The sequence below is a fragment of the Vibrio sp. 10N.261.46.A3 genome (genome assembly GCF_041472995.1).
Classification (GTDB): Bacteria; Pseudomonadota; Gammaproteobacteria; order Enterobacterales; family Vibrionaceae; genus Vibrio; species Vibrio coralliirubri.
The window spans coordinates 58,223-81,657 of sequence record NZ_JBFRRH010000073.1; the positions used below are offsets into that span (position 1 = coordinate 58,223).

At 45.6% G+C, this 23,435-nt stretch carries 19 protein-coding genes and 1 riboswitch; of the genes, 10 read left to right on the forward strand and 9 right to left on the reverse strand.

Going from position 1 to position 23,435, the window contains the following annotated elements; all coding sequences use genetic code 11:
• The first annotated feature begins 5 nt into the window (after positions 1-5).
• Complete coding sequence (recF, locus tag AB4484_RS17630; protein WP_019825571.1) at positions 6-1,085, forward strand: DNA replication/repair protein RecF; 1,080 nt, start codon at positions 6-8, stop codon at positions 1,083-1,085.
• A gap of 17 nt (positions 1,086-1,102) precedes the next feature.
• Complete coding sequence (gyrB, locus tag AB4484_RS17635; protein WP_048611241.1) at positions 1,103-3,520, forward strand: DNA topoisomerase (ATP-hydrolyzing) subunit B; 2,418 nt, start codon at positions 1,103-1,105, stop codon at positions 3,518-3,520.
• Between the two features lie 60 nt (positions 3,521-3,580).
• On the opposite strand, the gene AB4484_RS17640 is transcribed toward gyrB, so the two are convergent.
• A complete protein-coding gene (locus AB4484_RS17640; protein WP_372079531.1) occupies positions 3,581-4,507 on the reverse strand; it encodes a patatin family protein in 927 nt (308 codons plus the stop codon).
• 422 nt (positions 4,508-4,929) lie between these two features.
• Between AB4484_RS17640 and AB4484_RS17645 the strand changes: the two genes are divergently transcribed.
• A complete protein-coding gene (locus AB4484_RS17645) occupies positions 4,930-5,364 on the forward strand; it encodes an Hsp20 family protein (protein WP_009848140.1) in 435 nt (144 codons plus the stop codon).
• A gap of 105 nt (positions 5,365-5,469) precedes the next feature.
• On the opposite strand, the gene AB4484_RS17650 is transcribed toward AB4484_RS17645, so the two are convergent.
• The 4 genes from AB4484_RS17650 to glyQ all read right to left on the reverse strand — a co-directional run bounded on the left by AB4484_RS17650 (position 5,470) and on the right by glyQ (position 12,248).
• Positions 5,470-6,720 carry a valine--pyruvate transaminase gene (locus tag AB4484_RS17650; RefSeq protein WP_372079534.1) on the reverse strand — a complete coding sequence of 417 codons (1,251 nt, stop codon included), beginning with the start codon at positions 6,718-6,720 and terminating at the stop codon, positions 5,470-5,472.
• Positions 6,721-6,974: 254 nt separating this feature from the next.
• Positions 6,975-9,062 (reverse strand): alpha-amylase, encoded by a 2,088-nt coding sequence (locus AB4484_RS17655; protein ID WP_372079537.1) that lies wholly within the window; start codon positions 9,060-9,062, stop codon positions 6,975-6,977.
• A 202-nt stretch (positions 9,063-9,264) separates the two neighbouring features.
• Positions 9,265-11,331: a glycine--tRNA ligase subunit beta gene (glyS, locus tag AB4484_RS17660; RefSeq protein WP_048610822.1), complete on the reverse strand. Its 2,067-nt coding sequence runs from the start codon at positions 11,329-11,331 to the stop codon at positions 9,265-9,267.
• A 2-nt stretch (positions 11,332-11,333) separates the two neighbouring features.
• The gene (gene glyQ, locus AB4484_RS17665; protein ID WP_017632669.1) at positions 11,334-12,248 is read right to left on the reverse strand and encodes a glycine--tRNA ligase subunit alpha; all 915 of its coding nucleotides are present in this window, start codon (positions 12,246-12,248) and stop codon (positions 11,334-11,336) included.
• Positions 12,249-12,458: 210 nt separating this feature from the next.
• Positions 12,459-12,634: riboswitch (yybP-ykoY riboswitch) on the forward strand.
• Positions 12,635-12,668: 34 nt separating this feature from the next.
• Here glyQ and AB4484_RS17670 point away from each other — a divergent pair.
• A complete protein-coding gene (locus AB4484_RS17670; RefSeq protein ID WP_017055491.1) occupies positions 12,669-13,223 on the forward strand; it encodes a TMEM165/GDT1 family protein in 555 nt (184 codons plus the stop codon).
• A 151-nt stretch (positions 13,224-13,374) separates the two neighbouring features.
• Positions 13,375-13,629: a hypothetical protein gene (locus AB4484_RS17675; RefSeq protein WP_082151325.1), complete on the forward strand. Its 255-nt coding sequence runs from the start codon at positions 13,375-13,377 to the stop codon at positions 13,627-13,629.
• A gap of 82 nt (positions 13,630-13,711) precedes the next feature.
• Here the strand turns inward: AB4484_RS17675 and tusA are convergent, their stop codons facing one another.
• Positions 13,712-13,963 (reverse strand): sulfurtransferase TusA, encoded by a 252-nt coding sequence (gene tusA, locus AB4484_RS17680; RefSeq protein ID WP_004736675.1) that lies wholly within the window; start codon positions 13,961-13,963, stop codon positions 13,712-13,714.
• Between the two features lie 149 nt (positions 13,964-14,112).
• Here tusA and AB4484_RS17685 point away from each other — a divergent pair, with 149 nt between their 5' ends.
• Together AB4484_RS17685 and AB4484_RS17690 are read left to right on the forward strand one after the other, a co-directional pair.
• Positions 14,113-14,298 carry a hypothetical protein gene (locus AB4484_RS17685; protein WP_004736674.1) on the forward strand — a complete coding sequence of 62 codons (186 nt, stop codon included), beginning with the start codon at positions 14,113-14,115 and terminating at the stop codon, positions 14,296-14,298.
• A gap of 156 nt (positions 14,299-14,454) precedes the next feature.
• Positions 14,455-15,396 carry a LysR family transcriptional regulator gene (locus tag AB4484_RS17690; RefSeq protein ID WP_004736673.1) on the forward strand — a complete coding sequence of 314 codons (942 nt, stop codon included), beginning with the start codon at positions 14,455-14,457 and terminating at the stop codon, positions 15,394-15,396.
• Between the two features lie 135 nt (positions 15,397-15,531).
• Here AB4484_RS17690 and AB4484_RS17695 read toward each other — a convergent pair whose 3' ends face one another.
• The 3 genes from AB4484_RS17695 to fadB all read right to left on the reverse strand — a co-directional run bounded on the left by AB4484_RS17695 (position 15,532) and on the right by fadB (position 20,118).
• Positions 15,532-16,512 (reverse strand): MDR family oxidoreductase, encoded by a 981-nt coding sequence (locus AB4484_RS17695; RefSeq protein ID WP_372079540.1) that lies wholly within the window; start codon positions 16,510-16,512, stop codon positions 15,532-15,534.
• A gap of 244 nt (positions 16,513-16,756) precedes the next feature.
• Positions 16,757-17,920 (reverse strand): acetyl-CoA C-acyltransferase FadA, encoded by a 1,164-nt coding sequence (fadA, locus tag AB4484_RS17700; RefSeq protein ID WP_372079543.1) that lies wholly within the window; start codon positions 17,918-17,920, stop codon positions 16,757-16,759.
• A gap of 26 nt (positions 17,921-17,946) precedes the next feature.
• Positions 17,947-20,118 (reverse strand): fatty acid oxidation complex subunit alpha FadB, encoded by a 2,172-nt coding sequence (gene fadB, locus AB4484_RS17705; RefSeq protein ID WP_372079545.1) that lies wholly within the window; start codon positions 20,116-20,118, stop codon positions 17,947-17,949.
• A gap of 227 nt (positions 20,119-20,345) precedes the next feature.
• Here fadB and AB4484_RS17710 point away from each other — a divergent pair, with 227 nt between their 5' ends.
• From AB4484_RS17710 to hemG, 3 genes are read left to right on the forward strand one after another with little or no spacing between them, the layout of a single operon-like run.
• Positions 20,346-20,969: a YigZ family protein gene (locus AB4484_RS17710; RefSeq protein ID WP_261885065.1), complete on the forward strand. Its 624-nt coding sequence runs from the start codon at positions 20,346-20,348 to the stop codon at positions 20,967-20,969.
• A gap of 34 nt (positions 20,970-21,003) precedes the next feature.
• Complete coding sequence (locus AB4484_RS17715; RefSeq protein ID WP_017077285.1) at positions 21,004-22,461, forward strand: TrkH family potassium uptake protein; 1,458 nt, start codon at positions 21,004-21,006, stop codon at positions 22,459-22,461.
• A 10-nt stretch (positions 22,462-22,471) separates the two neighbouring features.
• A complete protein-coding gene (hemG, locus tag AB4484_RS17720) occupies positions 22,472-22,999 on the forward strand; it encodes a menaquinone-dependent protoporphyrinogen IX dehydrogenase (protein ID WP_372079547.1) in 528 nt (175 codons plus the stop codon).
• Positions 23,000-23,435 lie beyond the last annotated feature (436 nt).

Here is a 23,435-nt window from a genome sequence, read left to right on the forward strand (position 1 = left end):
ACGTTATGCCTTTATCGCGCTTAATCGTTAAGCAGTTTAGAAATATTGAAGCCTGTGACATTCAACCGTCATCAGGCTTTAACTTTCTTATAGGGGCTAACGGAAGCGGCAAAACCAGCGTCCTTGAAGCGGTGTATCTGCTCGGACATGGTCGCTCATTCAAGAGTTCACTTACCGGTCGTATCATACAAAACGAGTGTAGTGAGCTGTTTGTACATGGCCGTTTTATGACCTCGGATCAATTTGAGCTGCCAATTGGCATTAATAAGCAGCGCGATGGCACGACAGAGGTTAAAATAAGCGGTCAAACTGGGCAAAAGTTGGCTCAGTTAGCTCAAGTCTTACCTTTGCAGTTGATTCACCCTGAAGGGTTTGATTTACTAACCGATGGACCTAAGCATCGCCGAGCATTCATTGATTGGGGAGTCTTCCACAGTGAGTCGGGCTTTTATGATGCGTGGGGCAGGGTAAAGCGCCTCAATAAGCAGCGAAACGCCTTATTGAAAACGGCAACCCACTATCGAGAGCTGAGCTATTGGGACCAAGAACTGGCCCGTTTAGCTGAAAGCATCAGTCAGTGGCGTGCCACCTACGTTGATCAGCTCAAAGAAGTCGCCGAAGAAATCTGTGCGACCTTCCTTCCTGAGTTTGAGATAAAGATTAACTACTATCGTGGCTGGGACAAAGACACCCCGTACGCCGAGATATTAGAAAAGAATTTTGAAAGGGATCAGCAGCTTGGTTACACCTTTAGTGGGCCAAACAAAGCGGATCTGAAGATAAAAGTGAACGGCACTCCAGTGGAAGATGTCTTGTCACGAGGTCAACTGAAGTTGATGGTGTGCGCGCTACGAGTAGCACAAGGGCAACACCTCACTCAAATGACAGGTAAGCAGTGCATCTATTTGATAGATGACTTCGCTTCCGAATTAGATAGCCAACGCCGAGCACGTCTTGCTGAGTGTTTAAAGGCGACCCAGGCTCAAGTTTTTGTAAGCTCTATTACCGCTGATCAGATTGCAGATATGCATGACGAAAATAGCAGGATGTTTCATGTGGAACATGGCAAAATAGAGCAAGGATAATTAGTCAGAGAGTAACTATGTCAGATAATTACGATTCATCGAGTATTAAAGTACTGAAGGGTCTGGATGCGGTACGTAAGCGTCCTGGAATGTACATTGGCGACACGGATGATGGTACCGGTCTGCACCACATGGTTTTTGAGGTGGTAGATAACTCTATTGATGAAGCGCTAGCTGGTCACTGTAATGACATCATTGTAACTATCCATGAAGATAGTTCTGTGTCTGTGAGCGATGACGGCCGTGGTATTCCAACAGAATTGCACCCAGAAGAAAACGTATCAGCAGCAGAAGTAATCATGACGGTTCTTCACGCTGGTGGTAAGTTCGATGATAACTCGTACAAGGTATCTGGTGGTCTGCACGGTGTTGGTGTTTCAGTAGTTAACGCACTTTCTAAGCAAGTTACTCTTACTATCCACCGCGGTGGCAAAATCCACACTCAAACCTACAGCCACGGTGAGCCTCAAGCGCCACTAGCGGTTATCGGTGACACGGATAAAACAGGTACAGAGATTCGTTTCTGGCCGAGTGAAGAAACCTTCACTAACATCGAGTTCCATTACGACATTTTAGCTAAGCGTCTACGTGAGCTATCATTCTTGAACTCAGGTGTATCAATTAAGCTAATTGACGAGCGCGAAGAAGACAAAATGGATCACTTCGAATACGAAGGCGGTATCCAAGCGTTTGTTGAACACCTTAATACCAACAAAACGCCAATCATCCAAAAAATCTTCCACTTTAATTCTGAGCGCGAAGACGGTATTACCGTTGAAGTGGCGATGCAGTGGAATGACGGCTACCAAGAAAACATCTACTGTTTCACCAACAACATCCCTCAACGCGATGGTGGTGCTCACTTAGCAGGTTTCCGTGCGGCGCTAACGCGTACACTGAACAGCTTCATGGACAAGGAAGGCTTTTCTAAGAAAGCGAAGACTGCAACCTCTGGTGATGATGCTCGTGAAGGTCTGACGGCGATTGTTTCTGTTAAAGTGCCTGATCCTAAGTTCTCAAGCCAAACTAAAGATAAGCTGGTTTCTTCAGAAGTGAAGTCTGCCGTTGAATCTACAATGGGTGAGAAGTTGTCTGAGTTCCTTATTGAGAACCCAGGTGAAGCGAAAACAGTTTGTTCTAAAATTATTGATGCAGCACGTGCTCGTGATGCAGCGCGTAAAGCTCGTGAAATGACTCGTCGTAAAGGCGCGTTAGATTTAGCGGGTCTTCCAGGTAAGCTTGCTGACTGTCAGGAAAAAGATCCTGCACTGTCTGAACTATACATTGTGGAAGGAGACTCTGCTGGCGGTTCAGCTAAGCAGGGGCGTAACCGTAAGAACCAAGCAATCCTACCGCTGAAAGGTAAAATCCTTAACGTAGAGAAAGCACGTTTCGATAAAATGCTGTCTTCTCAAGAAGTAGCAACGCTAATCACAGCTCTTGGTTGTGGTATTGGCCGTGACGAATACAACCCAGATAAACTGCGTTACCACAACATCATCATCATGACCGATGCCGATGTCGATGGTTCTCACATCCGTACTCTGCTACTGACGTTCTTCTACCGTCAAATGCCAGAGCTGATTGAACGTGGTTACATCTACATTGCTCAACCGCCACTTTACAAAGTGAAGAAAGGTAAGCAAGAGCAGTACATTAAAGATGAAGATGCGATGAACCAGTATCAAGTATCTTTGGCTTTAGACAACGCAGAACTGCACGTAAACCCTGAAGCGCCAGCATTTGCAGGTGAAGGTTTAGAGAAGCTTGTTCAGCAATACAATGCAGGCATCAAGCTTGTTGATCGTATGAGCCGCCGTTACCCACGCGCATTGGTTCACGAACTGATTTACGTTCCTCGTCTAACGGCTGAGCAGTGTCATGATGACGCGGCAGTTGAAGCTTGGGGTAAGCAGCTTGTTGAACAGCTAAACGCGAAAGAAGTAGGTGCGAGCCAATACAGCCTTGAAGTTGAAAAACACGAAGAGCTAGGCTTAAGTGTTCCTAAGATTGTGGTTCGTACTCATGGTGTGACTCATGAACACGTGCTGAGCATCGATCTTATTAACTCTAAAGAGTTTGGTAAGCTAGCGGATCTTTCTGAAGCTCTTGATGGCTTGATTGAAGAAGGCGCTTACATTAAGCGTGGCGAGCGTACTCAAGAAGTTTCTAGCTTCGTTGATGCTCTGAACTGGTTAGTGAAAGAGTCTCGTCGTGGTCTAAGCCTACAGCGATACAAAGGTCTAGGTGAGATGAACCCTGATCAACTTTGGGAAACCACAATGGATCCTGAAACTCGCCGTATGATGCAAGTAACCATTGAAGATGCTGTTGGTGCTGATCTGTTGTTTACGACGCTAATGGGTGACCAAGTTGAACCTCGTCGTAACTTCATCGAAGAGAACGCATTGAAGGTTGCTAACCTTGATGTATAGATTTCTTTAGCAATAAAGAAACTCAAAACCATAAAAGCACTGCCCATTGGCGGTGCTTTTTTATGTCTGTTCGATATGACGACCTGCCGTGGCGAGGAAGTACTTTCCGGATAAAAGTCCTACCTCGTAGTCATGTTCAAGTGCATGCTGTGGGCTTCCCAGCAATGTTGAGTGCAGCGCCTTGTCTGGATGAATCTCATAGATGGTCGCGTCTTCTGGCGGGTTACTCAGAAAGTCTTGAGTCGCGCGGTAATGGGCTTCGTGCTTGAGTAACAGCTCAATCATCGCTTTAGCTTTTGTTTTCCCTAACAACTTACTGTATTTGCACATCCAGCGGTGATCAAAAGATGTTGAGATAGGTACCGTCCGAATCACCACAATATGTTTATAACCCCGTTTATAGGCTTCTTGTGCAGGGATCGGGGCGGCAATGCCACCATCTAGCCACTCTTCATCATTCGCTTGAATTGCCTTTGGGCTGATAAAGGGAACGGCACATGAGGCTTTGAGAGCGTCCTGCCAAGCGTGTGAGTCTAAGTCAAAATAGGCTGGCTCGTGACGAGTCGCGTGGGATGCACAGGCAAGCACCTGACAACTTTTCATATTGTCATGACCTGACTGCCAGTTGAGCGGCAAGCTTGTTTCGGTTTGTTCAAGTAACCAGTCTAGATCTAATCCTTTCTTTTGCAGTAAGAACTTATAGGTATCAAAGAATTCAGGGCTGGCTGTTGCTTCTGTTATGACGCGATAAGCATGGCGATGTTGCCCGCATATATAGGATGCTAGGTTAAGAGAGCCCGCGGATGTGCCAATCATCAATGAAAACGGATTAAAGCCTTGTTCGAGAAAAGCATCCAACACGCCCGCTGTAAAAATTCCGCGCTGGCCGCCGCCTTCCGTTACCAGAGCCACCTTATCGATGTGGATATCGAGGTGCGCTAAGGCATCGTAAGAGTGGAGTGCGTAAGAAATATGCGTAGAAGACATCAGAATTGCCACCAAAAGCGATAAAAAAGGATTCAACCTGATTAGGATATGACCAATGGTGGTTAATTAAAATTAAGTAATATTTATACAGCGTTTGGTTTTTCTTAACTAAAAAGTTGAATCAAGCTGCTTGAAAAGCGCTTTGTGGCACCACATATCTATTTATGAAGAGGATGACTGTCTTGCTCAAAAGAGAAGAAACAGAACCTTCATTACCGCTAACGAAGTATCGCTCAATAGAGGATAACTTTGGCAGCACACAACTTAAAAATTGATTCATTGCCATGTCCCAGCGTTGTCGCCAATAGAGGTGAAACCCGAGGAATGCGAATTGAATCTCTTAGCTGTTTACTGGGTCACACACAGGTTAGATCTAAGTAAAATTCGCAGCTAAGACTATTGCTTACTAAAAGGATAGCATTATGAGAACTGTAGATTTCACTCCACTTTACCGCAACGCAATCGGCTTCGATCGTCTATTCAACATGATGGAAGCGAACACATCGAAGAACTCTTCTGGCGGTTACCCACCATACAACATCGAGCAAAAAGACGAGAACAACTACCGTATTACTATGGCAGTTGCTGGTTTTGCTGATGACCAATTAGATCTGACTCAGAAAGAGAACATGCTAATTGTGAAAGGTGAGCGTAAAGCAGAAGCAGAGAAAACCTTCGTATACCAAGGTATCGCAGAGCGCGATTTCGAGCGTAAATTCCAACTGGCTGACTACGTAAAAGTGGTAGGTGCAAGCATGGAAAACGGTCTTCTTCACATCGACCTAGAACGCGAAATCCCAGAAGCGATGCAACCACGTAAGATTGCTATCAATGGTAATAGCCTACTAGAAGGTTAATTACTGTTAGCTCCTTAGAGCTAAAAATATCGGGAAGTAGAAGTGAAAGAGCACCTCATGAGGTGCTCTTTTTGTATTTGACCTGCGGTAAGCTAAAAGCTCTTATTACTGCTCTGAGTAAGCCTTTTTCACTTCTTCAGCAATGATAGCAATGCCTTTCTGCATCGCCTCATCATCTTGTACGTAGTTCATGCGTAAGCACTGGTGAGCATGATCCCACTCGTCTTCTTGGCCGATAAAGAAGTATTCCCCCGGAACAATCAATACGCCGCGAGCTTTAAGGCGGTCGTACAGTTCCATTGTGGTGATCGGCAACTCATCAAACCATAGCCATAAGAAGATAGCGCCTTCAGGTTTGTGAATGCGGAAGCGTGGGTCATCGATAGCCTCTTGTAGCAGTTCAACTGCACGTAGCGATTTTTCTTTGTAGAAAGGTTTGATCACCTCACTGCTCAAGCGTAGTAAATCGCCTTTTTCAATCATGTGGTTGGCAATCGCAGGGCCGACGCTGTTTGGCGCTAAGCTGATGATGCCATTCATGTTGGTCAATGCTTGTGTTACTTCTTCACTCGCAATCACGATACCGCAACGCACACCCGGCAAACCAAGCTTAGAAAGGCTCATGCACAGAATGGTATTTTCATTCCAGAACGGTTCGACATCTTCAAAGATGATATTTGGAAACGGCAGGCCGTAAGCATTGTCGATCAGCAGTGGGATGTTGTTTTCACGCGCCAGTTTATCCAATTTACGTACTTCTTCGTCGGTCAGTACGTTACCCGTTGGGTTGGTTGGACGAGATGCACAGATAGCCGCGACTGAGTCATCAACCTTTAGTTGTTCAAAATCGACGTGATATTTGAACTGGCGGTTTTCTAGTAGCTCGATCTCTGGGTGGTAAGAGATAAAGATATCGTCATCAATACCCGCGTCGCCGTAGCCGATGTATTCCGGTGCGATCGGCAGTAGGATTTTCTTGTGCGAACCGTCAGGCTGTTGGCCTGCTAGCAGGTTGAATAGGTAGAAGAAGCCACTTTGACTGCCATTAGTCAGGCTGATGTTATTCTCGCTGATGTCCCAACCATAGGTCTCTTTCAGCATTGCTGCTAACGACTTGATGAAGCTGTCTTTGCCCTGCGGACCATCGTAGTTGGCGAGGGCGGCGATGAGTTCTCCACTGGCGAGCATGTCGGCACTGGCTTGGTTAAAGTAATCGAGCATGGCAGGGATAGCGGCTGGGTTGCCACCACCGAGCATGATAGCGCCAGGAGTGCGCAGGCCATCATTCAAATCATCCATTAAACGAGTGATTCCAGAGTATCGATTAAACTTTTCGCCAAACTTAGAGAACTGCATTACTAATTTTACCTAATTCATTGTGATTGCTTGTTACGTGTCATTAAGGCAGACCTTATGTCTGCCATCAGTGTATTCCTTGAACATACCGCAATGTTTTTGCGACGCATAGCGCCAAATGCTCTAACACGTAAAAAACTTCTATAAAGTTTGGTTAATGAGTAACAGCTTGCTTATTGAACGTACCTTTAGCGATAAAAAAAGGAGAAGCCTAAGCTTCCCCTTTAGTTTCTGGTTTTTATGTTAATGAAGGTTTAGTTCGAACCGGTATAAACGACTAATACCTTGTCATCTTGGTATTGGCGTTCGAACGCATAGTAGCCCTTGCTGTTACGGATTATGTGCTTACCTTGAGCAACGGCTGGGTGGCGTTGGCGGAATTGGCCAAGCGCTTGCCAGTGTTCTAGCAGCTCCGCACGTTCGCCAGATATTTGATCCCAAGGCATGTCAGAGCGAGTTCCTTGCATTGGGTCGGAGCCTGTTGGGCCGAAATCACGAGCGATTTCATCACCGTAATAGATCTGCACTGCACCGGGAGCCAGCATCAATGCGTTTGCAGCTTTGGTTTGTTTTGCAAAGTCACTGCCATGTTGTGTCCAGAATAGCGAGGTGTCGTGAGACGAAAGGTAACTCAGTACGTTGAACTCGCTGTCGTTGTTGATCTTCTCTGCGTATCGAAGGTAATCAGCATCAAGATCGGATAGGCACTTGAGCGCCTTTGGTGCGATATCACTCTGGAATTCAAAGTTGATGATCGAATCAAATCCGTTAGCGAAGTAATCTGATTTGACCACGCTGTGTGCCCATATTTCGCCAGTCATCCAGAAAGGTAAGTCATCCAAGGCCTTGTCTGGATTATTCTGCTTCCACTCGGCAAGTGCTTGGTTAGTGCTCTCTTTAAGCTCTGCCCATGCTTCGAGTTCAACGTGTTTAGCGGTATCGACCCTGAAACCATCGACGCCATATTCGCGCACCCAATCCGATAACCAAGTGATTAAATGGTCACGAGGTGTTTTGAGTTCATCGGTCGCGCTGGTGGACTTATTGAGATAGAAATTAGGCAGCCCGGTTGTCTCGGTCGATTCTGTTTTAAAATCGGGCAGGTGCGCCAAAGACATGGTGAGGTTGTTGTAACCCGGAGAGTCATAAGCGCCGATATCGCTGCGCAACCAAGCTTTGCCCCACCACTTTTCCCACGCTTCTTTGTCGCTGTAAGATATGTAGTTGTTGAAGTAGTGCCAGTTCTGACCTTTAGCGGGCTGCCAATCTGTCCAATTTTCGCCAAGTGTTTGTTTGGCTTCTTCATCAGTTAGGTTGAGCTTACCAAAATCAAACTCTTGCATGTCGGCAAGTGTCGCATAACCGGTGTGGTTCATTACCACATCCCAAACAACACGAATGCCTTTGCTATGCGCGGTATCGATGAAGGTTTTCAGCTCGTCTTCGGTGCCCATGTTGTCATCGAGCTTGGTCCAGTCTTGATGGTAGTAGCCGTGATAGCCGTAGTGCTTGAAGTCACCTCGGTCACCGCCGCCAACCCAGCCGTGGATCTGCTCTAACGGAGACGTTATCCAAATAGCATTAGCACCGAGTGATTCTATGTAGTCGAGTTTTTCGGTTAACCCGGCCAAGTCACCACCGTGGAAGGTGCCGATTTCGTCTTGTCCATCTTGGCTGCGCCCGTAACTGTTGTCGTTATCAGGATTACCATTGTGGAAACGGTCAGTCATTACGAAGTAAACCGTGGCGTTATCCCAACTAAAGTCAGCTTTGGTTTCTGGTTCTACTTTCTCAAGCAGCAGAACACCTTGGCTGTTTTCTGCAGGCTGCATGGTGACACTGCCATTCGTTACTGTGACTTGTTTGCCTGAAAGAGCGTCTCTTACCACGGTACCATCATCAAAGGTTTGAGTAACATCTATGGTGGTTGGTTGGTCACTGGGTACAGGACAGGCAAAGTTTTGAACTTGTTGTTGCTTCGGTTTTATCTGAACCGTGAGTTCATTGGTCTGTGGGTTGAGCGTGAATTGATAAGTGTTAGCGCGAAAGACTTTTATGGCGATCTCAGATTTCTCGGCACAGTCGTCGAGGCGAAGGGGTTTATTGAATTTGATGCGACTCTCTTCGGCCAGCGCATAGTTGGTGCCACAGGTATTTTGAGCATCGCTGATAGAGGAGGTATAGCTACCTTTCGCGAGTTCCTGTTCTGCAATCACGGTGCCTTTACCGGATGATTCGAATACGACAGTGTCGTTATCAATTGTCAGTAATAGGTTGTTGTCACTGGTTTGGCTGCATGCGCTGAGTGCGAGCATTGAAAGCGCGAGTACTGTTTTTTTCATTGTTCCCTTCCCCTGAATAAACAGGTCAGTTATAGCAAACAATGCCCTCTACAGTCTGAGTGCTGTTTCATTCAGTTAATCAATAATACCTCTACAAACAAATGCTTGGTTCACAAAAACAAAAAGGGAAGCTTTCGCTTCCCTTTGGGTATTTATCGTTAATTACTCAGAGTATGACTTAGAGTAACTGTCTCACTTGTGCTTATTTTTGCAGAAGAGAGATGTCAGCAATCTGTAGGAACAGGTTACGTAGGTTATTCAGTAGCGTTAGACGGTTCTTCTTAAGTGCTTCGTCATCAGCCATAACCATTACGTTATCGAAGAATGCATCAACAGGTTCACGTAGATCAGCAAGCTTGCTTAGGGCTTCTTGGTAGTTGCCTGTCGCGAATGCTGGTTCTAGTGCTTCTGTCATTACTTCAACGTTTTCAGCCAGCGCTTTCTCTGCATCTTCTTGAAGAAGAGCAAGATCGATTTCAGCGGGTAGCTCGCCATCGAATTTAGCAAGGATGTTACCTACACGCTTGTTCGCTGCTGCTAGTGCTTCTGCTGCTTCCAGTTCACGGAAGTGAGAAACCGCTTTAACACGTTGGTCAAAGTCAGCTGGCTTAGTTGGACGACGCGCTAGTACCGCTTGGATGATATCAACGCTGAAACCAGCATCTTGGTACCATGCGCGGAAACGACCTAGCATGAAGTCGATAACGTCAGCTTCTACGTTGTCGTTGGTTAGCTTGTCGCCTAGTAGCTCTTTCGCTTTACCGATCAGATCGGTTAGGTCTAGGTTGTAGCCGTTTTCAACGATGATACGTAGCACACCGAGTGATGCACGACGTAGAGCGAATGGGTCAGAACCTTTTGGAGCTTGGCCAATACCGAAGATACCTACGATAGTGTCTAGCTTGTCTGCCATTGCTACTGCTGAAGAGATGCCTGTGCTTGGTAGATCGTCACCCGCGAAACGAGGCATGTATTGCTCGTAAAGTGCCAGTGCAACTTGCTCGTCTTCACCGTCGTGAGTCGCGTAGTGCATGCCCATCACACCTTGAGTATCCGTAAATTCGAATACCATTGATGTCATTAGGTCACACTTAGCCAGTAGGCCAGCACGCTTAGACTTTTCAACGTCAGCATCGATTTGCTCAGCAATGTAGCCAGCAAGTTCTGTGATGCGGTCTGTTTTGTCTTTGATAGTACCCAATTGCTTCTGGAAGATAGCTTGGTCTAGTTCAGCAAGACGGTCGATAAGCGGACGCTTACGGTCTGTGTTGAAGAAGAATTCAGCATCAGCAAGACGCGGACGTACCACTTTCTCGTTACCTTCGATAACGTGACGAGGCTCTTTAGACTCGATGTTCGATACGAAGATGAAGTTCGGTAGTAGTTTCTTGTTGTCATCGTAAACAGGGAAGTACTTTTGGTCACCTTTCATGGTGTAAACCAAAGCTTCAGAAGGGACTTTTAGGAACTCTTCTTCGAACTTCGCTGTAAGTACTACTGGCCATTCAACCAGAGACGTTACTTCTTCAACAAGATCATCTTCTAGGTCAGCTGTACCGCCAACCGCAGCAGCCGCTTTTTGCGAATCAGCAAGGATGATCGCTTTACGCGCTTCGTAATCTGCCATTACTTTACCGCGCTCTTCTAGGATCGCAGGGTATTGGTCAGCAGAGTCGATTGTGAACTCTTGTTCGCCCATGAAACGGTGGCCACGGATAGTACGAGCAGATGCTACGCCTAGGATTTCGCCTTCAACAAGCTCATCACCTAGTAGTACTGTCAGTGTTTTCACTGGACGGATAAATTGAATGTCTGAGTTACCCCAGCGCATTGCTTTAGGAATTGGTAGGCCAGCCAGTGCTTTCGCAGCGATGTCCATCACCAATTCTTGAACTGGTTTGCCAGCGACTTCTTGTTTGAAAAGAAGCCACTCGCCTTTGTCTGTTTTTAGACGGTCAGCTTGCTCAACAGTAATACCGTTACCACGAGCCCAACCTTGTGCTGCTTTGGTCGCGTTGCCTTCTGCATCGAATGCCACAGAAACAGCAGGGCCGCGTTTCTCTACCACTTTGTCTGCTTGGCCTTCAGCCAGTGCAGTTACTTTAAGTGCTAGACGACGAGGTGCTGCGTACCACTTGATGCCTTCGTGAGAAAGCTCAGCCGTTTTAAGACCCGCTTCAAAGTTAGAAGCAAATGCTTCAGCTAGAGAACGAAGTGCTGTTGGTGGAAGCTCTTCCGTACCCAGTTCAATTAGAAAATTCTTCGCCATGATTATTTATCCTTCTTACACATTGGGAAGCCAAGCGCTTCACGTGACGCGTAGTACGCCTCAGCAACTGATTTAGTCAGGTTGCGGATACGAAGGATGTAACGTTGACGCTCTGTTACAGAGATAGCTTTGCGCGCATCAAGGATGTTGAATGCGTGACCTGCTTTTAGAATGCGTTCGTAAGCTGGAAGCGGCAGTGGCTTCTCAAGCTCAAGTAGCTCTTTACACTCTTTCTCGCACTGGTCGAAGAAAGTGAATAGGAAATCTACGTCTGCGTGCTCGAAGTTGTACGTTGATTGCTCAACTTCGTTTTGGTGGAAGATGTCACCGTAAGTCACGTTAGAACCGTCTGGTGCAACGTTCCAAACTAGGTCGTAAACTGAATCTACTTCCTGGATGTACATTGCTAGACGCTCGATACCGTAAGTGATCTCGCCAGTTACTGGCTTACACTCAAGGCCGCCAACCTGTTGGAAGTAAGTAAACTGAGTTACTTCCATGCCGTTTAGCCATACTTCCCAACCAAGGCCCCATGCGCCTAGTGTTGGGTTTTCCCAGTTATCTTCAACGAAGCGAATGTCGTGAACAAGTGGGTCAACACCAAGAACCTCTAGGGAGCCTAGGTACAACTCTTGGATATTGTCTGGCGATGGTTTTAGCGCTACTTGGAATTGGTAGTAGTGCTGCAGACGGTTAGGGTTTTCACCGTAACGGCCATCGGTCGGACGACGAGAAGGTTGAACGTAAGCTGTAGACATTGGCTCTGGGCCAAGTGCTCGTAGACATGTCATTGGGTGAGAGGTGCCTGCACCTACTTCCATATCTAGAGGTTGAACAATGGTACAACCGTTTTGAGCCCAGTAATCCTGCAGCGCGAGGATCATTCCCTGGAAGGTTTTGATATCGTATTTTTGCATAGTCAGGTTCGCGCGATTCTTTTAAATGAATGAGAAAAATAACCTCTGAGTATACCGAGATATTCGTAAAGCGAGTAGGGGTAATCTTGTTTAATTAGTGGTCTAAAATGTCGTTTAGTGGATTTTTTTGCCTTTAATGTTTGTTTTTCGGCACAAGTGGATATTTTGATAAGTTTGACACTTGTGTTTGAAAGCGTGGGTGATTAAAATCTCGCGGTCTTTGGGGAGTAGCTTACTTATTCATATCCTATTGAATGAGTTCGTTCGTCAACATAATTGATGCAAAATCATCATGGCGTTCGAGGCAACCACCACCTTGGTGGCGCTTAGCAAGACCTTAGACAAGCATCGTGAACCGGGATGGGGCGCGAGGTTTGTCTTTGGTTAAATATAATAATCTCCATCCCAAATGAGCATGTCGTGAGCGTTTTAGCAATTTCAATTACAACTGTCGCCTTAGCCGAGATCGGTGATAAGACCCAGTTGCTATCCCTTTTATTAGCCAGTCGATATCGAAAACCGATACCTATCATTGCGGCTATCTTTTTTGCCACTATTGCCAATCATGCCCTTGCTGCATGGCTCGGGGTTGTGGTCGCCGACTATCTTTCACCTGAAGTATTAAAGTGGGTGCTGGTGGTTAGTTTCATCGCCATGGCGGGCTGGATTCTGATTCCGGATAAGTTGGATGACGATGAGCAGATCTCAAACCGAGGCCCGTTTGTCGCCAGTTTCATCGCCTTCTTCATTGCTGAGATTGGTGATAAAACCCAGATTGCGACCTCTATTCTAGGGGCTCAATACTCTGATGCATTAACGTGGGTGATTCTGGGTACTACGATCGGTATGTTGCTGGCGAATGTGCCTGTGGTGATCATCGGTAAGCTTTCTGCGGATAAGATGCCTCTTGATCTGATTCGTAAGATCACAGCCTTGTTATTCGTGGGTTTAGCTATCGCTGCGGCTTTCTATTAGTAGCCGGTATTGAGTCTTATTATACTCAATCAGTGGAGTAATGTGTTGTAGGTCATACTCTTACAGTATTGTGGGGTTTATCGAGCGAATGGACATATAAGTGTCATACTTGTCATGATATTTTAATCTTGTGAGTTAAGAATACGAGGGCATGATTATGTTGACGCGTTATATGGGTATTACTCCACAAAGCCAAAGTTATCTTTTTACTTTTGGTCTTGTACTTACACTATTAGGCATGGTGTTGACGGACATGTGGCTGCCAATGGTCGCGGGTGCCATCATCATGACTGCACTTGCGGTAGAGGCTTGGATTCGGGTCGCGCATATTATTCCGATGCGCAAAGATATCCGAGAAATTCAGCATCAGCTCGAGCATCTGCAAAACAAGTCTAGAAGCGAATAAACAAAAAGCCGCTCGTACTCTGAGTTCTGTTTAAGAACATAAGGTACGAGCGGCTTTTTTGATACTTGATAGTCGGTGGGCGTTACGCCTCCAATCCTTTTCTGATCAAATACTGGTAAGGCAACGTTTCTGTTGCTTGGCCTACCAACTGGTGATCCATGAATCGACAAAAGCTCGGAATATCTCGAGTTGTCGAAGGATCGTCAGCTTTTACCAGTAACACATCGCCATCCTGCATGTTTCTAATTGTCTTCCTGACCATCATTACTGGTTCCGGGCAACGCAGGCCTTCAGCTTCTAAAGTATGGGTTGCCAGTTCAGGTTTGAATGTCATGGTTTGTATCTCTATATCTATCTAACGAGTGAATAATACGTCTGCAGAAAAAATATGCAATAAGTGCTTGGCAAACAGAATCATTTCCTATAACTTAGTTAACAAGTTGATAACAACTTGAAGCAAAGGCAACTAGCTAAGGAGTGGCGATGTTGACAGGATTAGATAGATTAACAATTTATTCGGTTCTCTGTTTTATTTCTTTTTGTGCGTTAGTACTACGCTCATCGACAGAGACCTCACTGATGCCTATTTTTGGCATAGTAGCAACGATTATTGGTATTTGGGTAGAGATGCGCCGTTGGCAAGGCATAGCCGAAGAGCAAGAGCACTAACCCGAATACAGCAAGCGAATTCCGATACGACAACATTCCGACACTATCCCCAAATTTTCTTGGGCTTCCCCGCGTAATTGCGGGCTTTTTTTTATCTAAAGCATGCTATAAACAACTTAGTGACTAATGGCAATCGTATACAGCTAGGTAAGTGGCGTGGAATTAGAAGACATCTATCGTAGAGACCTTAATTTATTGGTCGCTTTAAAGGTATTGATTGAAGAGGGCAGCGTAAGCCAGGCCGCGCTTCGTCTTAACTTGAGCCAATCGGCAACCAGTCGAGTACTAGGGCGTTTAAGAGAATTACTTAACGATCCGCTGTTTACACGCCAAGGTCAGCACCTTATTCCTACCAAGAAAGCACTCGAGATCAGCCAGCGTATTGATCAGCCTTTGGAGTCTTTTCGCCAATTGCTGAGTCCGAGTGACTTTGATCCTTACTATTGCAGCGAACGTTTTCTGATCGCAACCACCGACTATGCGATGCAAACCATCTTGCCTTATGCGTTGCCGAAGATTTATGAACAAGCACCCAACATCTCTTTGGAGTTTGCTCCTTTGCAGCATGAGCATTTGTTTAAACAACTCAGCACTGAACGCGTTGATATGGCGATCTGTCGTCCGAGTGGCAGCATTGCACCACTTCATCAAGAAGTCTTGGGACCGGTTGGTGTGTCGTGTCTGTTATCTAAAAACCACCCATTAGCGGATCAGCCTTTAAGCCTTGAAGACTATGTTTCACTCCCGCATGCGATGATTGCGATCAGTGATGGGGTTAAGGCTTTATTAGACAACGCGTTAGCCAATCAACAGCCTCGTAAAATGGTGTTGCGTGCTTATCACCTTGAAGCCGCATTGGCGATTGTCGATAGAATGCCGTTGGTGATCACTGTGCCTGCTGATTTGGCTTATTTGGTGGCAGAGCGTTATGACTTGGTTGTTAAGCCATTACCATTTGAATTTATGCCGTTTGATTACTCATTGATCTGGCACTCGCGTTGCGATTCTTCTGCTTCACAACAATGGTTAAGAAGAGTGGTAAAAGAAGAGTGTGGTGAGTTGATTCAAAAACGGATTGCGGATGTCGGTTTGGGTTAACTAGGACTTAATCTGGGTTCACTTGACCCGAATGACAAAAACGCAAAAGGGCTGATAAAAATCAGCCCTTTGTTGTTTTGGGTTATCCAAGCCTAAAACGGTTGCTTAAGGTTTGATAACTTTATGTTTGAGAATCTATAGTTTAATGACTACGCGACCAGTGATTTGACCGTTAGTGATGTCTTCTGCTGCTTGAATTGCACCGTCTAAAGACACTTCTTTGGTTGCTTGAGCGTAGAAAGATTCTGGTAGTAGCTCCGCTAGTTGTTCCCACGCTTTAATACGTTTTTCACGAGGGCACATCACAGAATCAACACCTTGTAGGCGAACGTTACGCAGAATGAATGGCATTACCGTAGTTGGTAAGTCAAAACCACCTGCTAGACCACACATAGCAACTGCACCGTTGTAATCAATTTGCGCCAATACTTTAGCAAGCACTTTGCTGCCTACCGTATCGATAGCGCCAGCCCACAGTTGTTTCTCTAGTGGCTTAGCTGGTTCTTCTAGTTCAGCACGCTCTACAATACGTGTCGCGCCTAGTGATTTAAGTAGTTCACCGTTTACAGAAGCACGACCAGTCACTGCTGCCACTTTGTAGCCCAGTTGGTTTAGTAGAGTGATAGATACACTGCCTACGCCGCCACTTGCACCTGTTACTAGGATTTCACCGTCTTCTGGCTTGATGCCTGCATCTACGATAGCTTGCACACAAAGCATTGCTGTGAAGCCAGCCGTACCTATCGCCATGACTTTCTTAGCGTCTAAACCTGCAGGCATTGGCACTAACCAATCACCGTTTAGGCTCGCTTTTTCAGCCATGCCGCCCCAGTGACCTTCACCAACACCCCAACCCGTTAGAACAACTTCGTCGCCTGCTTTGTAGCGTGGGTCATCAGATTGTGAAACCACACCTGAAAGGTCGATACCAGGAACCATAGGGAAGTTACGAACAATACGCCCTTTACCTGTAATCGCCAAACCATCTTTGTAGTTCAAAGAAGAGTAGCTAACATCGATCTTCACGTTACCTTCTGGTAATTGAGACTCTTCAATTTGAGAAACTGACGCGATAGTTTTTCTGTCTTCTTGGTTTAGTACAAGTGCTTTAAACATGATCTGCTCCGTGGAGGAATATTAGGAAACTGAAGTAACTCTAGTTGAATCATCCGAGAAAAAATAATGAAACATCAACATTGAATATATGCGTTTTGTGCATAGATGTCAGGGTTGGTTTTTTCTCTCGTTGAGTCCGCTGAACGCAATCGATGCATTGTTGGATGCCAAGTAATAAAAAGTGCAGCTATATAAATATAGCTGCACAAAAGATTACCCTTCAAGTATTACAGTTAGTAAAACGCTATGGGCGTTCAAATACCGTTGCAATACCTTGGCCTAAACCAATACACATGGTCGCCAAGCCGTATTTCACGTCTTGCGCTTCCATCAGGTTGATTAGCGTCGTCGAGATACGAGAACCAGAACAGCCTAGTGGGTGACCAAGAGCAATCGCACCGCCGTTAAGGTTAACTTTCTCGTCAACCACATCCAGTAGACCTAAGTCTTTAGCACAAGGTAGAGATTGAGCAGCAAACGCTTCGTTTAGCTCAATCACACCCATGTCTTCAATGGTTAGGCCTGCACGTTTAAGTGCTTTTTGGGTTGCTGGTACTGGGCCGTAACCCATGATTGAAGGATCGCAGCCAGCGATAGCCATAGACTTCACGCGAGCACGAATCTTAAGGCCAAGTGCGTTAGCTTTCTCTTCGCTCATGATAAGCATTGCAGAAGCACCATCAGACAGAGCTGATGAAGTACCTGCTGTTACCGTGCCGTTTGCTGGGTCAAACACCGGTCGAAGCTGAGATAAGCCTTCAACTGTTGTCTCTGGGCGAATGACTTCGTCGTAATCCAAAGTGAACAGAGAGCCATCTGCAGCGTGAGCTTCGGTTGGTAGGATTTCATTTTTGAAACGACCTTCAATCGTTGCTGCTTGAGCTCGAGCATGTGAGCGTGCTGCGAATGCGTCTTGGTCTTCACGGCTAATACCGTGCATTTTACCTAGCATCTCAGCGGTTAGGCCCATCATGCCGGCCGCTTTTGCTACGTGTTTTGACATGCCAGGGTGAAAATCAACACCATGGTTCATTGGTACGTGGCCCATGTGTTCGACACCACCGATCAGACAGATTTCAGCATCACCCACCATGATAGAGCGGGTTGCATCATGCAGAGCTTGCATAGATGAACCACATAAACGGTTGACTGTTACCGCACCAATCTCAATCGGTAGACCAGCAAGCAAGGCAGCGTTACGTGCAACGTTAAAGCCTTGCTCTAGTGTTTGTTGTACACAACCCCAGTAAATGTCTTCAATCTCGACAGGGTTTACTTCTGGGTTGCGCTCTAAAATGCCTTTCATCAAATGTGCCGACAGATCTTCAGCACGAGTGTGACGGAAAGCTCCACCTTTGGAACGTCCCATTGGGGTACGAAGGCAATCAACAACAACTACATTTTTCATTTTGCTATTCCTTTTCCAAATGTGGATTACAGAGAACTGGCTTGTTGGCTGTCGTAAAAGCTTTCGCCCTTCGCTGCCATATCAAGCAATAGTTGAGGAACTTGGTACATTGCACCTAAGTCTTGGTAGCCTTTCGCCATTTCAACGAAGTTACCAATACCCACACTGTCTAAGTAGCGGAATACGCCGCCTCTAAATGGAGGGAAGCCTAAACCGTAAACCAGTGCCATATCCGCTTCTTGCGGTGTCGCGATAATGCCTTCTTCTAGACAAAGCACTACTTCGTTGATCATTGGAATCATCACACGTTGGATAATTGTCTGGTCATCAAAGTCTTTCGGCTGTTGGCATACGTCAGCCAAGATAGGAAGAATGTCTTCAGAGAAGGTTTTCTTAGGACGACCGCGTTTGTCTACGCTGTATGTGTAGAAACCGCTGCCGTTCTTCTGGCCGTATTTTTCAGCAACATAAAGCGCGTCAATCGCATCACGACCTTCTTTACCCATACGCTCAGGGAAACCTTGCGCCATTACTGCTTGTGCGTGGTGTGCTGTATCTAGGCCCACAACGTCTAGCAAGTATGCTGGGCCCATCGGCCAACCGAACTTACGCTCCATCACTTTATCGATCTTGGTGAAGTCAGCACCGTCACGTAGCAACATGCTGAAACCGCCAAAGTAAGGGAAAAGTACACGGTTTACGAAGAAGCCTGGGCAGTCGTTAACAACGATAGGGGATTTACCCATCTTCGCAGCGTAAGCGACGACGCGATTAATTGTTTCTTCTGAAGTATGCTCGCCACGGATGATCTCAACCAAAGGCATGCGGTGTACTGGGTTAAAGAAGTGCATGCCACAGAAGTTTTCTGGGCGTTTTAGAGATTTTGCTAGCAGGTTAATAGGAATCGTTGAGGTGTTTGATGTAAGAACTGTGTCTTCGCCCACTAGACCTTCCACTTCACTCAGCACTGCTGCTTTTACTTTAGGGTTTTCTACAACGGCTTCCACAATCACATCTGATTGCTCAACACCTGCATAATGAAGACTTGGAGTAATAGAAGACAGAATGCCTGCCATCTTGAATCCATCTAGACGACCGCGTGATAAGCGTTTATTCAACAGCTTAGAAGCTTCGTTCATACCAAGATCAAGAGACGCCTGTGCGATGTCTTTCATCATCACTGGCACGCCCTTCAATGCTGACTGGTAAGCAATACCGCCGCCCATGATGCCAGCACCAAGTACCGCAGCACGTTCAGTCGCTTTGTTGGCAGATTTACCAGCCTGTTTTGCTAAGCCTTTAATGTATTGGTCATTTAAGAATAGGCCAACCAGTGCTTTCGCTTCTTCAGATTTTGCTAGCTTAACGAAGTGTTTACGTTCGATGTCTAGTGCTGCATCGCGATCGCTACGTGCTGCTTCTTCAATCGCAATCACAGAAGTAATCGGAGCTGGGTAGTGAGGCCCTGCTTTTTGAGCCACTAAGCCCTTCGCCATGGTAAAGCTCATCATCGCTTCGAGTTTGCTTAGTGAAAGCGCTGATGTTTTTTGTTTACGGCGTAATTGCCAATCTAATTTTTCATTAGCAGCCAGAGAAACGGTGTTGATTGCCGATTCTAGTAACTGGTCTGTTTCAACAATTGCATCTAACAAGCCAACTTTAAGCGCTTCATCTGCACGGCATGCTTTGCCTTGCGTGATAATTTCCATTGCGCTGTCAGCACCGATAACACGAGGTAGGCGCACACAACCACCAAAACCAGGCATGATGCCAAGTTTGGTTTCAGGTAGGCCAATGCTGGTGGTCTTGTCACCGATACGGAAATCAGTAGCGAGTACACATTCACAGCCGCCGCCAAGGGCATGGCCACGCATCATTGAAAGAGTTGGGACAGGAAGGTCTTCGAGCTTGCTGAAGATTGAATTTGCGAATCTTAACCACTCATCAAGTTCTGCTTCTGGCTTAGCAAATAGGCCGAGAAATTCAGTGATGTCTGCGCCTACAATGAACGCGTCTTTGTTTGAAGTTAAGATTAAACCACGTAATCCTGCGTGAGCATTAAGAGCATCTAACGCTTTGTCTAGTGATTCTAAAGTAGCAAGGTCGAGTTTGTTTACAGAGGCTGGTGCACAGAAGCTTAATTCCGCAATACCATCTTGTAATTCCTTTACCTGTAGGGTGTTAGCTTGGTAAATCATTGTCTATCTCCATGACATACAATCCACGATTGTTTGAGAGAATCTTGTTATCTTTCTATTATTGTAGAATACCTGGTAAGACCAGTTATCTTAGTCTGTACCTCTGATTGATTAATTTCAATACATTTTTTAAACAATTGTTTAACATTGTGCGATAGCACAGATCCTCTAACCCTTATTATTCACGCGTGATACACTTCGTCGCTCTTATTAACTAAGTTAACGATATGAATGAACAGCCTTATTTAATACCTTCTGCGTCGGCTCTGTTTGAAGAAGATATAAAAAAGAGCGTCTTTATTACGCATCTTGCTCATACTCCAAGTGTAGAAGCTGCAAAACAGTTCGTAGAACAGGTGAAAAAAGAGCATTCTTCAGCACGACACAACTGTTGGGGTTTTGTTGCTGGTCGACCTGAAGACTCAATGCTTTGGGGGTTCAGTGATGATGGTGAACCTTCAGGTACAGCGGGTAAGCCGATTTTGGCGCAACTGTCTGGTTCTGGCGTCGGTGAATTAACGGCTGTGGTCACTCGTTATTCTGGCGGAATCAAGCTTGGTACCGGTGGTTTGGTTAAGGCTTATGGTGGTGGCGTACAACAAGCTCTCAAGCTGCTTCAAACTATCGAGAAAAAAATAACCACAAAATTACGGCTAGAGTTAGACTATGGCTTTGTGCCGATCGCACAATCCATCATGGCTCAGCATCAGGCTGTTGAGGTCCAAGCGGATTATGGTGTTCAAGTTGAGCTTATTATTGAAATAGAGCTCCTTCAGGTAGATTCGTTTACCCAAACCATGATCAATAAAAGCGGTGCTAAGGCACTGGTAACGAAAGTCAAAGACAACTAGGAAGTGTGAAGCATTTCGCTTCGTTCAATAGCTCATGCAATTTCGCTCAATTATTCGAATCGTCGGATTATTATTAGCACTTTTTAGTGTATCAATGCTTGCTCCTGCGCTCGTCGCACTGATCTATCGAGATGGTGCGGGTGTGCCATTTGTGACGACCTTCTTCGTTCTCTTATTCTGTGGAGCAACTTGCTGGTTTCCAAACCGACGTTATAAGCATGAATTGAAAGCGCGTGATGGCTTTTTGATTGTAGTTCTGTTTTGGACGGTAATCGGTAGTGCGGGTGCGCTGCCGTTTTTGATCGCCGATAACCCCAATGTGTCGGTAACCGATGCTTTCTTCGAATCCTTTTCTGCATTAACTACCACCGGCGCGACTGTGATTGTCGGCCTCGATGATCTGCCTAAGGCGATTCTTTTTTATCGTCAGTTCCTACAATGGTTCGGTGGTATGGGTATCATCGTATTAGCGGTAGCCATTCTCCCTGTTCTGGGTATCGGTGGTATGCAGCTATATCGTGCTGAAATCCCGGGTCCAGTAAAAGATAGTAAGATGACTCCGCGTATTGCTGAAACGGCAAAAGCGCTTTGGTACATCTATCTGAGTCTAACGATTGCTTGTGCAGTAGCGTTTTGGCTTGCTGGGATGAGCTTCTTTGATGCCATCAGTCATAGCTTCTCTACTATTGCGATTGGTGGCTTCTCGACTCACGACGCGAGCATGGGGTATTTCAACAGCCCGGCTATCAATATGATTACGGTCGTATTCCTTCTTATTTCTGCATGTAACTATTCGCTTCACTTTGCTGCGTTTGCTTCTGGTGGTGTGCATCCTAAGTATTATTGGAAAGATCCTGAATTCCGCGCCTTTATCTTTATTCAGGCGGTCTTGTTCTTGGTTTGTTTCTTATTACTGCTTAATCACCACTCTTATGACTCGTATTACGATGCCTTTGATCAAGCCTTGTTCCAAACAGTATCTATATCTACGACAGCAGGCTTCACCACCACCGGCTTCTCCGAGTGGCCATTGTTCTTACCTGTTTTGCTTCTATTCTCTTCTTTTATTGGGGGATGTGCAGGTTCAACGGGTGGTGGTATGAAAGTCATTCGAATCTTATTGCTTACTCTGCAAGGTGCTCGTGAAATGAAGCGTCTTGTTCACCCGCGCGCTGTTTATACCATCAAGGTTGGCGGTTCTGCGTTACCACAACGTGTTGTTGATGCGGTTTGGGGCTTCTTCTCTGCATATGCCTTGGTTTTTGTGGTTTGTATGTTGGCTCTTATTGCAACTGGTATGGATGAGCTGAGTGCTTTCTCTGCCGTAGCGGCAACATTGAATAACCTTGGCCCGGGCTTGGGTGAAGTGGCAATGCATTTCGGCGATGTGAATGACAAGGCTAAGTGGGTGTTGATCGTATCTATGCTGTTTGGTCGTTTAGAGATATTCACCTTATTAATTTTATTGACCCCTACGTTTTGGCGTAGCTAAGGACAACATTGTGGCAAAAGCTCTATTTTTGTATTCAAGCCGTGAAGGGCAGACCAAGAAAATCTTGAACTATATAAAAGAAGAAATGAATGAGTTCGAATGTGAGCTTCAAGATCTACACACTGTTACTAGTGTCGACTTTGCTCAATACGACAGAGTCTTGATTGGCGCATCTATTCGTTATGGCCATCTCAATAAGAAGCTATATCAGTTCATTGATGCCAACCTTGTTCAGTTGCAATCAAATAAGGTCGCTTTCTTCTGCGTTAACTTAACGGCTCGTAAAGAAGACCAAGGTAAAGATACCCCTGAGGGTAGTGCCTATATTAAGAAGTTTCTTCTTAAGTCCCCATGGCAACCGACTTTAATAGGTGTGTTCGCTGGCGCCCTCTATTACCCACGTTATAACTGGTTCGATAAAACCATGATTCGCTTCATTATGAATATGACAGGTGGTGAAACGGATACAACCAAGGAAGTTGAGTACACAAACTGGGAAAAAGTCTCTTTATTCTCTAAGAAATTACAAGAGATGTAAGAGAAAAGCCTACTTTTGAGGCGTTTTGAGTTCTTTTTAATCGAACGAATAAAAAAACGAGAAAAACTTCAAAAAGGGCTTGCCAGTGTGATCGAAATCTCTATAATGCCACCTCGCTGACACGGGATGGCTTCGTAAGAAACCAAAACGAATCAGCAGGTCAAATTAGCCAAGCTAAGCGCTTGAAAAAAGTTTTGAAAATAGTGGTTGACACTAAAACTTAAATCGCTAAAATGGCCGTCCGATTTGAGCGAAGCTCAAAAGGGAAAGCTCTTTAACAATTTAAACCTATCAATCTGTGTGGGCACTCGTTGATGAATATCAAAACGTTTTATCGTTAGATAAAACAGATTCTTCGGAATCAAAATTGATTTCAATGAACTGAGTGACCAATACGTTTAACTACTTGTAGTTATTCGGCACAGTCAATTCATTA

Excerpts from the sequence above, each read along its gene's own strand:
- AB4484_RS17640 (WP_372079531.1), bottom strand. The coding sequence starts at position 4,507 with ATGTCTTCTACGCATATTTCTTACGCACTCCACTCTTACGATGCCTTA.
- recF (WP_019825571.1), top strand. The coding sequence starts at position 6 with ATGCCTTTATCGCGCTTAATCGTTAAGCAGTTTAGAAATATTGAAGCC.
- AB4484_RS17715 (WP_017077285.1), top strand. The coding sequence starts at position 21,004 with ATGCAATTTCGCTCAATTATTCGAATCGTCGGATTATTATTAGCACTT.
- AB4484_RS17650 (WP_372079534.1), bottom strand. The coding sequence starts at position 6,720 with ATGCAGTTCTCTAAGTTTGGCGAAAAGTTTAATCGATACTCTGGAATC.
- gyrB (WP_048611241.1), top strand. The coding sequence starts at position 1,103 with ATGTCAGATAATTACGATTCATCGAGTATTAAAGTACTGAAGGGTCTG.
- AB4484_RS17710 (WP_261885065.1), top strand. The coding sequence starts at position 20,346 with ATGAATGAACAGCCTTATTTAATACCTTCTGCGTCGGCTCTGTTTGAA.
- glyS (WP_048610822.1), bottom strand. The coding sequence starts at position 11,331 with ATGGCGAAGAATTTTCTAATTGAACTGGGTACGGAAGAGCTTCCACCA.
- tusA (WP_004736675.1), bottom strand. The coding sequence starts at position 13,963 with ATGACATTCAAACCTGAACTGGCAACCCATACTTTAGAAGCTGAAGGC.
- fadA (WP_372079543.1), bottom strand. The coding sequence starts at position 17,920 with ATGAAAAATGTAGTTGTTGTTGATTGCCTTCGTACCCCAATGGGACGT.
- AB4484_RS17695 (WP_372079540.1), bottom strand. The coding sequence starts at position 16,512 with ATGTTTAAAGCACTTGTACTAAACCAAGAAGACAGAAAAACTATCGCG.
- glyQ (WP_017632669.1), bottom strand. The coding sequence starts at position 12,248 with ATGCAAAAATACGATATCAAAACCTTCCAGGGAATGATCCTCGCGCTG.
- fadB (WP_372079545.1), bottom strand. The coding sequence starts at position 20,118 with ATGATTTACCAAGCTAACACCCTACAGGTAAAGGAATTACAAGATGGT.
- AB4484_RS17685 (WP_004736674.1), top strand. The coding sequence starts at position 14,113 with ATGTTGACAGGATTAGATAGATTAACAATTTATTCGGTTCTCTGTTTT.
- AB4484_RS17645 (WP_009848140.1), top strand. The coding sequence starts at position 4,930 with ATGAGAACTGTAGATTTCACTCCACTTTACCGCAACGCAATCGGCTTC.
- AB4484_RS17655 (WP_372079537.1), bottom strand. The coding sequence starts at position 9,062 with ATGAAAAAAACAGTACTCGCGCTTTCAATGCTCGCACTCAGCGCATGC.
- AB4484_RS17675 (WP_082151325.1), top strand. The coding sequence starts at position 13,375 with ATGATTATGTTGACGCGTTATATGGGTATTACTCCACAAAGCCAAAGT.